The organism is Calidifontimicrobium sp. SYSU G02091 (genome assembly GCF_022631395.1).
GTDB classification, from domain to species: Bacteria; Pseudomonadota; Gammaproteobacteria; order Burkholderiales; family Burkholderiaceae_C; genus Calidifontimicrobium; species Calidifontimicrobium sediminis.
The window spans coordinates 1-12,030 of sequence record NZ_JALBGB010000034.1; the positions used below are offsets into that span (position 1 = coordinate 1).

Annotated in this window: 12 protein-coding genes and 2 pseudogenes; 8 read left to right on the forward strand and 6 right to left on the reverse strand. The window is 68.0% G+C overall.

Features of this window, described 5'->3' with window-relative positions; all coding sequences use genetic code 11:
* From MOJ79_RS16140 to MOJ79_RS16175, 8 genes and pseudogenes are all read left to right on the forward strand, one after another.
* Positions 1-280, forward strand: a pseudogene (locus MOJ79_RS16140) (DNA topoisomerase IV subunit A); the annotation flags it as partial.
* Positions 281-726: 446 nt separating this feature from the next.
* Positions 727-975 carry a transposase gene (locus MOJ79_RS19000; protein ID WP_241925081.1) on the forward strand — a complete coding sequence of 83 codons (249 nt, stop codon included), beginning with the start codon at positions 727-729 and terminating at the stop codon, positions 973-975.
* A 400-nt stretch (positions 976-1,375) separates the two neighbouring features.
* On the forward strand, positions 1,376-1,657 hold the full coding sequence (locus MOJ79_RS16150) for a hypothetical protein (protein ID WP_241925082.1): 282 nt from the start codon (positions 1,376-1,378) through the stop codon (positions 1,655-1,657).
* A gap of 56 nt (positions 1,658-1,713) precedes the next feature.
* Positions 1,714-2,778 carry a hypothetical protein gene (locus tag MOJ79_RS16155; protein WP_241925083.1) on the forward strand — a complete coding sequence of 355 codons (1,065 nt, stop codon included), beginning with the start codon at positions 1,714-1,716 and terminating at the stop codon, positions 2,776-2,778.
* Between the two features lie 31 nt (positions 2,779-2,809).
* Positions 2,810-4,894, forward strand: a complete 2,085-nt coding sequence (locus MOJ79_RS16160) for a tetratricopeptide repeat protein (RefSeq protein WP_241925084.1) — start codon at positions 2,810-2,812, stop codon at positions 4,892-4,894.
* A gap of 20 nt (positions 4,895-4,914) precedes the next feature.
* Complete coding sequence (locus MOJ79_RS16165; protein ID WP_241925085.1) at positions 4,915-5,343, forward strand: DUF3617 domain-containing protein; 429 nt, start codon at positions 4,915-4,917, stop codon at positions 5,341-5,343.
* A 118-nt stretch (positions 5,344-5,461) separates the two neighbouring features.
* A pseudogene (locus MOJ79_RS16170) lies at positions 5,462-5,833 on the forward strand (DNA topoisomerase IV subunit A); the annotation flags it as partial.
* Between the two features lie 68 nt (positions 5,834-5,901).
* Positions 5,902-7,037, forward strand: a protein-coding gene (locus tag MOJ79_RS16175; RefSeq protein ID WP_442863137.1) for an IS3 family transposase whose coding sequence is annotated in 2 segments (ribosomal slippage) — positions 5,902-6,151 and positions 6,151-7,037 — 1,137 coding nt in all. Because the reading frame shifts where the segments join, the coding sequence is not laid out codon by codon here.
* 235 nt (positions 7,038-7,272) lie between these two features.
* On the opposite strand, the gene MOJ79_RS16180 is transcribed toward MOJ79_RS16175, so the two are convergent.
* The 6 genes from MOJ79_RS16180 to MOJ79_RS16205 all read right to left on the reverse strand — a co-directional run bounded on the left by MOJ79_RS16180 (position 7,273) and on the right by MOJ79_RS16205 (position 12,026).
* The gene (locus MOJ79_RS16180; RefSeq protein ID WP_241925087.1) at positions 7,273-8,247 is read right to left on the reverse strand and encodes a Bug family tripartite tricarboxylate transporter substrate binding protein; all 975 of its coding nucleotides are present in this window, start codon (positions 8,245-8,247) and stop codon (positions 7,273-7,275) included.
* A 103-nt stretch (positions 8,248-8,350) separates the two neighbouring features.
* Positions 8,351-8,782 carry an aconitase X swivel domain-containing protein gene (locus tag MOJ79_RS16185; RefSeq protein ID WP_241925088.1) on the reverse strand — a complete coding sequence of 144 codons (432 nt, stop codon included), beginning with the start codon at positions 8,780-8,782 and terminating at the stop codon, positions 8,351-8,353.
* Positions 8,783-8,784: 2 nt separating this feature from the next.
* On the reverse strand, positions 8,785-10,026 hold the full coding sequence (locus MOJ79_RS16190; RefSeq protein ID WP_241925089.1) for an aconitase X: 1,242 nt from the start codon (positions 10,024-10,026) through the stop codon (positions 8,785-8,787).
* A gap of 46 nt (positions 10,027-10,072) precedes the next feature.
* On the reverse strand, positions 10,073-10,699 hold the full coding sequence (locus tag MOJ79_RS16195; RefSeq protein WP_241925090.1) for an RraA family protein: 627 nt from the start codon (positions 10,697-10,699) through the stop codon (positions 10,073-10,075).
* Complete coding sequence (locus MOJ79_RS16200) at positions 10,696-11,361, reverse strand: RraA family protein (RefSeq protein ID WP_241925091.1); 666 nt, start codon at positions 11,359-11,361, stop codon at positions 10,696-10,698. Before MOJ79_RS16200 ends, MOJ79_RS16195 begins: the two co-directional genes overlap by 4 nt.
* Positions 11,358-12,026 (reverse strand): RraA family protein, encoded by a 669-nt coding sequence (locus MOJ79_RS16205; protein ID WP_241925092.1) that lies wholly within the window; start codon positions 12,024-12,026, stop codon positions 11,358-11,360. Before MOJ79_RS16205 ends, MOJ79_RS16200 begins: the two co-directional genes overlap by 4 nt.
* Between the last annotated feature and the right edge of the window lie 4 nt (positions 12,027-12,030).

A 12,030-nucleotide genomic window follows, 5' to 3' on the forward strand; every position in this document is an offset into this window, starting at 1 on the left:
CGATGGCCGCCTGCTCGTCTTCGGCCTCGACGAGCTGAAGCTGCAGCCCAACGGCGGGCGCGGGCTGACGCTGATGGACGTCGACGCGAAGACGCCGCTGCTGTCGGTGGCGACGTGTGCCGACCGCCTGGCGGTGTTCGGCAGCGGGCGCGGCGGCAAGGCGAAGGACGAGGTGCTGCGCGGTGCCGCGCTCGAAGCGCACGTCGGCCGCCGCTCACGCAAGGGGCGCAAGGTCGAGGGGTTCGTCAAGGTGGCGCGGCTCGCCGCCGTCGGGGCGTAGGCGGGCGTAGGCAAGCTCGAGCCTGCGGCAGGTGACGCGCCCGGCGAGCGTCGCGGGTTCTGTTGGTCGCGCGACGCATGCGGCACGGCGCAGACCGCGGTGCACTTGGTGGACCGCGCGGGGCTTGAGTCCGGGGAAGGCCCGGACGGCGCCGTCACGCTGATCCAGCGCTTCGGATCGGCGGCCAATCTCAACATTCCCCGCGCGGCCTGGTGCTGGACGGCGTGTACCGCTGCGGCGGCGACGGCGCGCCAGGCTTCGTCGAGGTGGGTGCGCCCGCCGGTAGGCGGCGGTGCGGGTTGGAGCATACGACTGCAGGCGGTTGGGGCAGGTGTGCCGCTACATCAACCGGCCGGCCTGGGCGGACGAGCGGATCCAGCTCAACGCCGCCCCAGGTGGAGCTGAGGCTCAAGACGCCTTGGCGCGACGGAACAACGCACTTGGTCATGAGCCTGCTGGAGTTCATGCAGCGGCTCGCCGCACTGGTGCCGCGGCCTTGGCTGCACCTGATTCGCTTCCATGGGGTGCTGGCGCCGAACGCGAAGCTGCGGCCGCTGGTGGTGCCGCAGGGGCCGGCAGATGAGCAACGCGGCGCCGAGACCGCGGCTGCCGAGCGCGAGGTCGAGACTGTCCAGGCCCGGCGGGGCCGCATCAGCTGGACGAGGTTGCTCAAGCGCGTCTTAGCTACGGCATGACTTGGATACAAGTCAGTCTTCGCTGAAGCCTCGCTTTCGACATCGACATGCAGCACTGCCCGAACTGCGGCAACGGGGAGCTGAAGATCATCGCCGCCATTCTGGAGCAGCCGGTGATCGAGAAGATCGGGTAGCTCTGCGCGCCGGCTTGGCTCGAAGCTGTCGAAAACGCGTCAACCCGGCGGTTGAGGCCGAAAGCGCCCCTTGTGAACGGCCAGACCCTTGCCGACTCGGCACAACGCTACGACACGGGCGCCGAATCCGGGCACTACAGTCCGCCGCACGCCGCCACCCGCTCCCGTCGCGGGTCTTGCCGAGGGTGTTCGAAGTTCCTATGCTCCGCGTGGATCCGTGATCTGGCCGCTACCCGCAGCGGTATGGATCGAAAGGCGGAAGGACGATGACGCGACTGACCGCATCGGCGCTCGCCGTGCTGCTGACCGCGGCTGGCGCGGCGCACGCCACCGACACCGCCAAGACCAAGCCGACCGCCTCGGCGGCGCGGGCCGCCAAACCCTCGGCACGCGGGCCGGGCACGCAGACCGAAGACGACCTGTACGTCGGCGCCAAGGCCAAGGCGCAGGCGAGCAAGGAGAGCCTGCGCCGCAGGCCCGGCGCGCGCGGCGGCGACGACGATCTCGAAGACCTCGAGGTCCAGCGCAGCCGCGCCAAGCAGAAGTGACTGAGCTGCGCGGCACCGCAGGAACGCATCACAACGAACCTGGTGCAGGAGGTGGCATGAAAGACAGCTTCGATATCGCTCGCGCCCGCAGGCGGCCGGGGCCGTCGTGCTGGCTCGCCGCCAGCGTTCTACTGCTGGCGCAACCCGCGTTGGCCGACTGCCCGTTACGCGCCGCCACGCCGAAGGAGCGCGACTACATCGCACGGCTGCAGGCTTCGCTGCTGGCGGCACTGCCGGCCGCGCCGGCGCACATGGCGCTCACCGCCGCGCCGCGTGCGCAGGTCAGTTCGCTGTGCGAGGACACTGCCGAAGGCGAGGTGCGCGCATCGGCACTCGCAACGTACCGCTATGCGCTGCCGCAGGCGGAGGCCGATCGCATCGCGCAGGAGCGAGCCCAGCTCGAGGCGCAGATCAAGTCACTGCAGACGCTGCCGCCGCCGCTGAAGCAGGAATTCGACGCCCTCGAGGCGCAGCGGCAGGAGGCCTTCCGCGACGCCCGTCGCGCCGAGAGAGCCGGCGACAAGGCGCTCGCCTCGCAGAAGTACAAAGAGGCGAGCGCGTTCGAGGAGCAGGGCCGCGCGGTGCACAAGCGTCACCTCGATACGGTCAAGCTGCAGCTCGACGAACTGGAGGCGCGCCGGCTCGATCTGCCGCCGTCGTCGGCGGACCTGCAAGTTCGGCTCGAAGCCAACGGCTGGGGCTCGGCCGCGCGCAGTCACGAGACTGAGTTGCGCCTGGGCGCGCTGCCGCCGCCGTCGGGCTTCCGCTTCAAGGTGCACGGCCTGCAAGCGATCGTCGCCGGTCCGCGCGGCGCGGACGCGCAGCGCAACGCGCTGCTCGCCGCGTTCGACCGCGCGCGCCTGCAAACCCTGATCGACCAGCCGCTGCCGCAGGAGCCGCCGCCTGCGGCCTGGCACGTCGGTCCCGCACCCGTGGCCGCCGCGCCCGCGGCGGCGCCCACGCCCGCGGCGGCTCCGCCGTCGGCCGGTGTGTCGACGGCCGGTGCGTCGCCGACCAGTGCGCCGCCGGCACCGGCGCCCGCCGCGCCCGATGCCGCGCAGATGGCTGCCGAAAAGGCGAAGGAAGCCGTCGGCAAGCTGCGCAGTCTGTTCGGCCGCTGACGCCGCCAGATCGAGGGTGCCGAAGTCGATGATGTCCTTACCGGTCGTGCCGCCCCTGCGTGACGCGCTGCTCGCGGCGGCCGTCTGCAGTGCGCTGCCCGCCGCGGCGCAGATGCCTTCGCCCAAAGAGATGGAAGAGGCGATGCGCGAGATGCGCGAGCAGATGCAAAAGCTCACGCCCGAGCAGCGCAAGATGCTCGAGCAGGCGCAGGGCCAGCTCGCGTCGCGCGCGGCCGCCGATTCCGGCGACGACGTCGGCGTGCCCCGGCGCGACGCCGCGCGCATCGCGAAAGTGCCCCGGGCGCCGCTGACCGGCGCGCAGCTCAAGGCATATGTGGAGGCGTTGCAGCCGAAGCTCGCGCAGGCGCTATCGGCCGCCGCACGCCAGCGCGCACAGGTGATCGAACGCGCGCTACAGCAGCAGGGCGGCGACGTCGCCGCGAAGCTCGCCGCCGCGGCCAACGGCCTGGCCGCCTGGGGCGCGTGGCCCGAGGCGACCTATCTGATGGGCAAGGCGGCGCGGACGAGCGGCTCGGCGCAGGACCTGAACAACCTGGCCGCCCTGCTGACGATGCAGAAGGCGGGCCATGCGGCGCTGCCGATCCTTATCACGCTCGATGCGCGCTATCCGAACAACGCGACGATTCTCAACAACCTGGGCCAGGCCTGGTTCGAACTCGGCGAGCTGAAAGAGGCCGAGCGCGCGCTGAGGCTGGCGCTCGCCCGCGCGCCCAACCACCCGCAGGCTAACGCCACGCAGTCGTACATCGAGGAAGCGCGCGGCGACCGCGCGGCGGCGCAGGCCTCGATGCGCAAGGCGATCGCCGGCGGCTACAGCGAGGGCAAGGAGCGGCGCCTGAACAAGCTCGGCGGCAGGCTCGCGCCTGGCGAGCTGCGCTGGACGATGAAGCTGCCGTCGGACGCGCTCGGCTTGTCGAAGTTCGTGCCGCCGCCGTACGCGATGAAGCTGTCCGACCTATGGCTGCTGCCGCCGTCCTGGCAATCGTTCCGCGAAGACGTGGAGGCCATGCGCGAGAAGTACACGGCGCAGGGCGCCGCGCTTGCCAAGCAGGCACCCTGGCTCGCCGATGCGGCGCTGCGTGGTCCGCTCACGGCAAAGGCTTCACGCATGAGCCAGCTCAGCGGCGACGACTGGATGCGGCGCCGGGACGCCGCGTACGGGGCGTACACGGATGCCATTCGGTTTGAGCAGCAGGAACGCAAGTCGCTCGAGAGCCGCCTGGCCGCGATCCATGCGGAAGGCGAGCAGAAGTACCGCAACGTCCCGGGTGGCTATCAGTACGACTACGCCTGTCCGCAAATCCGCGCAGCTATCACCCAGTACCTGGAGGCGAGTGGCAGGCGCCTGGACGAGGCACGGCGCGGCTTGCTGGACTACCAGCGCCAGACGACCAATGAGCGCCTTTACTATGCGCAGTTCATGCAGTCGCAGCGCTCTTTCGAATACACGGTGATACAGGCCAAGGTCGAGTTCCTCGACCTGCTGCGAGGCCTGGCATTGAATGTGAATGACGGACCGGGCCTGTTGCACCAGTTCGGCAACAGCTGCCTGAAGCCCGATCGGCCCGGCAAGTCTGGCGGCAAGCTGGCCGACTTCGACGAGATCAACTGTCAGCACATCGTGAGCTTCACGGTGCCCGGCTTCGGCCGCATCGACGTGCGCTGCAACCGCATGGACACGACACTCGATCCGATCGTGGTGCCGTTCAAGGCGCAGTGGAGCGAAGACCTCAACAAGGACCGCGTCTTGAGCGCCTCGGCCGCGGTCAGCATGAAGGGGGTGTCCGTCTCCGGCCGCGGGGAGTTCGACGACCAGGGGCTGGCGCGCGGCGGCGTGCAGGTCGGCGCCGGCGTCAGCACGAGCGTCGGGGCCGGGCCGCTCGAAGTGGGCCTGGACGCGAGCGCGACGGTCGGGATCGAGTTCGACCGCGGCGGCATCACCGACGTGCGGCTCGAAGGCGATGTCGGCGCGAGCGTGAGCAGCACCGTCGCCGGTGCGGGCACGCAGGTCAATACCAACCTCGGCGGTACCTGGAGCTGGAATGCCGGCGCGAGCGCGACGGCCAGTGGCGGCTTCGACCGTTCGGTTTTCTGACCCGCGACTGGAGGGAGGCGATGATCGGATCGAGCAACCGGTGGTGGGCCATCCTGGCGGCCTTGTCGTGTGCAGCCGCTGCGCCGGCATGGGCCCAACCCAAGGGCGAGGAGTGGGACTATGCGCTCACCGTGCAGATGGGCGGCATGCAGATGCCGCTGCCGGCGAGCAAGGTCTGCGCGCGCCCCGACGAAGGCAACACGCCGCCGGTGGACAAGCACTGCCAGCTCAAGGAGCGCAGGGTGAGCGGCGCGACCACAAATTTTCGCATCGTTTGCGGCCCGCCGGAGCCTGGCGAGCTCAAGGGCGAGTTCACGCGCAAGGGCGACCGCGTGGAAGGCCGCTACACGATGACGCAAGGCGGCGAGTCGATGACCGTGGTCGCCGTCGGCAAGCGGCTCGGCGCTTGCGATCCGTCCAAGCCCGTTGCGCTCGAAGGCAAGAAATGAAGCCGGGCGAGTCTCGGATGCCCGTCGCGGCCGCCGTGTTGACCGCGACGGGTGCGCTGCGCGCCCAGCTTGCCGCGCCGCCCGCCCTGCCGAGATCCTCGACAGCTTGGCGGTGCTCAAGCGCACGCTGATCAAGGAGATCGAGGCCGACGCGAAGCAGTACGGCGACGCGCGGCGCACGCTGATCCAGGCCGACAAGCGCGCAGTGGCCGAAGTGAAGGTCGTCGACGAGCCGGTGACGGTCGTCGCGAGCCGCAAAGGCTGGGTGAGGGCGCTCAAGGGCCACGAGGTCGACACCGCGACGCTCGCGTTCAAGGCCGGCGACGCGCTGTACGGCACCTTTGCGTGCCGCAGCGTCGACACGCTGGTCGTGCTCGGCAGCAACGGGCGCGCCTACAGCGTCGCGGTCGCGAACCTGCCCGGCGGGCGCGGTGACGGGCAGCCGATCACGACGCTGATCGACCTCGAGGCGGGCACGCAGCCGGTGCACTGACCTGCTCCCCTCCAGCCGTACCAAGGTAAACGAGAAGGGGTCCGCCCATCAGGAGAATGGCGGACATGAGGAAGAGCAAGTTCAGCGAGGAGCCGATCATCGGGTTCCTCAAGCAGGCCGAGGCCGGGATGCCGGTGGCCGACGTGTGCCGCAAGGGCGGCTTCAGCGACGCGACGTTCTACAAATGGCGCTCGAAGTTCGGCGGTATGGAGGCCTCCGACGCGCAGCGCCTGCGCGAGCTTGAGGCGGAGAACGCCAAGCTCAAGAAGCTGCTGGCCGAAGCGCACCTGGACATCCACGCGCTCAAGAGCGTCTTCGGGGTAAAGCGCTAGCCCCACAGGTCAGGCGCGAGGCGATCCGCAGCATGGTCGAGGACCATCACCTGTCGGAGCGCCGCGCGTGCCGTCTTGTGGGGCTCTCCCGAGACAGCTATCGCCATCCGCCCGAGGCCGATGCCGCCACGCGCGAGTTGGCCGGCCGGATCGTCGAGATCGCACATGCTCGCCGGCGCTTCGGCTACCCGCGCATCCACGATCTGCTGCGCCCGCAGTTCCCGGGCGTCAACCACAAGCGCGTCTGGCGCCTGTACAGCGCGGCGAACCTGGCCGTGCGCAAGCGCAAGAAGGTGCGCCGTCCGCCGGCCGAGCGCGTGCCGCTGCAGCTGGCCACCGACGTCAACGAGGTCTGGAGCATGGATTTCGTCAGCGACAGCCTGGCCAACGGCAGGCGGCTGAAGTGCCTGACGGTGGCCGACGACTTCAGCCACGAGTGCGTGGACATCACGGTCGACTACGGCATCTCGGGCGAGTACGTCACGCGGCTGCTCGACCGTGCCGCTATCTTCCGGGGCTACCCGGCAGCCGTGCGCACCGACAACGGCCCGGAGTTCACCAGCCGGGCCTTCATCGCCTGGACGCAGGAGCACCGCGTCCGGCACCTGCTGATTGAGCCGGGCAAGCCCATGCAGAACGGCTACATCGAGAGCTTCAACGGCAAGTTCCGCGACGAGTGCCTCAACGAGCACTGGTTCCAGACCCTGCAGCAGGCCCGCGAGGTCATCGCCCACTGGCGGCGCGACTACAACGAGGTGCGGCCGCACAGCAGCATCGGGCGTATCCCGCCCGCGCGCTTCGCCGAGCAGCACCGCCGGCATGCCGGCGGTGCTGCTCATCAAGACTCGGCAGCCAACGAGATCACGTAACCTTCAACCCGGACTCCTTTCGAAACGCTGGTACGGCGGACGGGGGCAGGTCAGACCCAGGCGCGGATGGGCCGCAGCGGGTGGTTCGCCGGAACGAAGTCCTCCAGGCGTACCGTGGTGAACAGGCTCTCGCTATAGCTGTCGGGGCCTCGCATCGTCGGCTCGTCCTGGGTCGATCCAGGCCCAGAGGCTCGCCTGTCAGGCGCGCGGCGTCGATCGGTATTTCAACGGCCTGCTAGTCGTTCAGGCTTGCGCCAGAGACCTTGACGAGCTTTGCCCAATGGTCGATCTCTGCGCTCAGGAACTTCGCGAAGTCCGCCGGCGAGTTGCCCACCGGTACCGACGCCTGGTCCTCGAGAGCCCTGCGGAAGCCGGGTTCCTTCACTACTTTCTGCACTGCCTCGGCGATTCGGTTGACGATCGCATCAGGCGTTCCCGCCGGAGCGAAGACGCCATTCCACAGAACTACCTCATAGCCAGGAAGTACCTCATTGATTGCCGGCACGTTCGGCAAACGTGGCGAACGCGTCTTGGTTGTGACGCCCAGCGCGCGCAACTTACCACCGTCGACGAATCCAAGCACTTCGATGAGCGGCGCAAACACCACATCGATTTGACCGCCGATCAGATCGGTGTTGGCCGGCGCGCCGCCCTTGTACGGGACATGCAGCATGTCCGCGCCAACCATGCTGCTGAAGAGGGACGCGGCCAGATGCTGCGAGGCACCGTTGCCGCTTGATCCGTACCTCACGTTTCCCTTGTTGCTCTTGACGTGCTGGACGAAATCACTCAACGACTTCGCTGGGTAGTCCGTCCGGACCATCACTCCCAGAGGAATCGTAGATACCAGCGACACGGGGATCAGATCCTTTCGCAAGTTGTACCCCGGGTTCTTGTAGAGAGTGGCGTTCGTGGCCATCGTGCTGGTACCCAGCAGAATCGTGTAGCCGTCGGGTTGCGCTCGTGCCACGGCGGCGACCCCAATGTTGCTGGCTGCACCTGCCTTGTTCTCGACGATCACCTGCTGGCCGAGTTCTTTGGCCATGCCGGCCGCCAGGGCGCGCGCAGTCACATCCGTGCTGCCCCCAGCGGCGAACGGCACGACCATCGTGATGACCTTCTTTGCGGGCCAGTCTTGAGCCTGGGCAGCGACGGCAAGAGTGGCAATGCCAGCAGTGAGCAAGGTGCGCAACAAAGGGAATCGTTTCATGGTTGTCTCCTTATTGAGGGGTCGAAAGGCGCGGCCGTGCCTGAATCGGCCGATCCATGGAAAGAGTGTTCGCGTCGCGTCGACGCTGGATGTGCGAGGTTGCCTAGGGCGATCGCAAGCGTCGGTTGACGGCGACCGTGCCCGCATCGGCGTCGACCTCGACGAAATCGCCGTTGCGGATAACCTGCGTCGGGTCCTGGTCCAGCCCCGCCACGGCGGGGATCTCGCCGATGATGGCGCCGATGGTGGTGACTCCTTCGGGGCTCACCTGCACGAATGCCACAGGAGCGGTGCCGCGGCTCACCATGTCGTAGATCTTGTACGAACCGCCGGTGGAGCCCTTGCCGGTGAGGAACACCAGCACCTTGCCGGCGATGTTGACGCCTTCCAGCTCGTGCCCGGGCTCGGTGACGATGCCGGTCATGTTGTCGACGCCCCCGTTGAAGCTGATCGCTTCCTTGGTCACGATGGCTTCGCCGCTGGCCTTGCCCTTGACGATCCTGCGGCCCTTCAGGACCAGTTGTTCAGTGGTCATGATCAGCTCCACACGCCGTTGATGGCGGCCTTCATCACCCGGTCCAGGTTGCCGTAGTGGGTCGGAAGACCGAACTGCCCGGGGGCGTAGAACGCCATCTTGGCTGAGTTGGTGGTCAGGGTCTTGTAGCCCTTCTTCGGCGCGATCACCCGGCTGCGCGCCAGGAACGGGCAGGTCTCGCGAACCACGACGCCGCCAGCGTCCGTGATCGTCTTGATGTATCCATTGCGCTCGGCCATGGCGTACATGGCGCCCGCCGTTGTCACCCACAAGGCCACATCTTGGTGGACCTTCTTGCCCTGCAAGGCGTCGGCAACCTCGCGGATCTCCTCGACGGAGGCGTTGGGGCAGCCGACTAGGATCCAATCCACATGGTCACTCGGTTCGCGGTTCAGCGCGGCCTCGGCCTGGGCCTTCTCCGCATCGCCGAAGATGAGCACCTTCTCGGGACTGCCCCCGCCGAAGGCTTCTTCGAGCGAAGGTGCCTCGGGCGTCACGCCCACGGCGTGGAACATGCTCACAGAACCTGACGAGGCAAGCGCAGCGCTGAGTGCCTTCAACTGCTCGAGCGTCGGGTCACTGGGCACGCCGGTGAACACCGGCGTGTCCTGGCCCGCGATCAGGCCCGTGAAGTAGCCGAGCGTGCCGTAGTCGGTCATGTCTCGCAGCGACGTCTCGACCTTGACGAGGAACTTGCCGTAGCGGTTCTTCTTGAGGTGGAAGCCGTACTCTGGGGTACGGCCCGTGAGCGCGGAGGCCAGGCCACTCGGCCCGCCTTCACGATTGGTCCGCGCCCCGCAGACGGAGTTCGCGTAGACCACCGCAGACGACTCGCCCCAGGCTATGTGTTCGCCGAAGCGCGGACTGTTGCCTACCAGGTAGGGGATGCAGGTGTTGCAGGTGTTGGCACCCATGCCGGCGTAGGCATCGGTGAGCCGCGTCTGCAGGATGGTGTCGGACTCGGGGATGCCGATGGCCTCCCACTGCGTCGGGTCGACGGCTGTGGGATTGGTCGTCACCTTGGTGACGAACTTGCCGCCCTTCTTGCGGATGTCCTCGACGAATCGCGTGCCGGCTTCCTCGGCCACGAGCACCGAAGAGCCCGCCATGTGCACGTTGTTGATCGGGACGAGCCGCTCGGCATCGAAGCTCTCGCCGAGCGCGACGAGAATCTCCATGGCTATGCGGACCGCCTCGCCTTTCTCCCCGTTAAGCATCCGGGTCTCTTCGTCAGTCAGGTACATGGAAGTGTCTTTCGCAGGTTGGACATCGGGTGCTCGGCAGCGCCGATCAAGCGCGCTCTCGCCACGCCGAGAGCCCCATCAGTTCGAGCGTGGTCTCGCCCTTGGACAGCTTGTCCATCATCGCGGCCTCCTTCGCGGCGCGTGCTTCGCCCGCAGCGAGCGTGCGCGCGACCTCGGCTGCCGGCAGCACGATGACGCCGTCGTCGTCGGCCACCACCAGGTCGCCCGCTGCGACCGTGACTCCGGTGAAGTTGATCGGCTTGCCGACCGATGGTGCGGCGGCCTTGATGGTGCCGCGCACCGACACGCCACGCGTGAACACCGGGAAGCGGCGTCGCGCCAGCGCCGCGACGTCGCGCACACCGCCGTCGATTACCAGCCCGGCGATGCCGGCGGCCTCGGCTGCGACCGTGAGCACCTCGCCCCAGTAGCCGGCCACGAAGTTGTCCGTGCCGACCACCAGCACACTGCCGCGTGGCGCACGCTCCATCGCGATGTGGATGGCCAGGTTGTCGCCAGGCGAACACTGCAGCGGATATGCCGGGGCGGCGATCGCGGCACCGGGCCAGACGGCGCGAATCAGCGGATCAACGGAACAGCCGATTCCGGAGGCCTCGTACAGCGTGGATGTGCCGAGGGCAAGCGCGCGCGCGGCGATGTCGTTCGAGCTCATGCGCCCCTCGTCTGCAGTTGGTGGTAGCCCAGTTCCTTGCGGGCCTGGCCGAGGGTCTTGCCCGCAACGATCAGCTCACGGATGCGCGATTCGGCCTCTTCGATCTTGCGAGCCGTCTCGGCCACTTCGCGTGCCCGGCCGCGCGGCACCACCAGCACCCCGTTTGCGTCGGCCACGACGATGTCGCGTGCGACCACACGAGCGGTGCCGATCGAGACCGGCTGGTTCACAGCGGCGACTTCCACCCTGTCCTTGCCGGTGCGCATGAAGCGGCCGCGGGAAAATATCGGGTAGCCGTCGCCCAGCGCCTTGGCCACGTCGCGGCAGACACCGTCGATGACGGTCGCGGCGATCCTCCGGATGCCGGCGTACTGGGTCATGATGTCACCCCAGACAGTGGCATCGGTGCGGCCGTCGTTGTCGATCACGATCACGTCGCCTTCGGCCACGTCGTCGATGAAGTCGCCCACCGTGCCGGCAGGTTGGCCGCAACTCACGTACTTGACGGTGAATGCCGGCCCCACCACCGTGCCACGGTAGTCGTCCAGCGGCATGATGCCCAGACACTGACCAGGAATGCCGAGCTTGTCCATGGCGTCGGACACCCCCGGGGTGTCGAGCCCCTGGAACAGGGCGACCAGGTCGCGATCCTCTGCGTTCATTTCGTGTCTCCTGCCTTGATGGCTTCGAATTCCTTGTCGTGCATGACTTCCTCGACAGAGCGACCCGCGCGAACTGCCTTCACCATGCCGTCCTGCCGACGCATGATTCGCTCGCCGAGGTTCAGCACTTCTTCAATGCGGGCGGCGGGCACGAAGACGCTGCCGCAGCGGTCGGCGATGACGTAGTCGTCCTCGTGGACCGTGACGCCGGCGACGCTCACTGGCGTTCCCGAGGCGATCTGCACGATGCGGTTGCGGGCGCTGATCATGGTCACACCGCGCCCGTAGAGCGGGTAGCCCACCGACTCGCTGCCCTCGATGTCGCGCGTGAAGCCGTCGATCACGGTGCCGCGGATGCCCTTGACCTTCGCGGCATTGGCCAGGATGTCGCCCCAGCACGAAATGCCGTCGATGCCACCGGCAATCACCAGGACGCGGTCAGCACTGGCGACGGCGGCGATCACCGGCGATATCAGGTGCACGGTGGGCGCGGTGCCGGTCTTCGGCCCGAGCTGCACGGTGCTGGCACGGCCGACGATCTTCGGGCAGTCCCACAGCGGGCGCAGACCGACCGTTGCGCCGGGGAGGGACAGGAAGTCGAGCGCATCCGACACAGTCGTGGTGTCGAGCTTGCTTAGCCGTTCGAGGTGGGAAGCAGAGTTCATGACC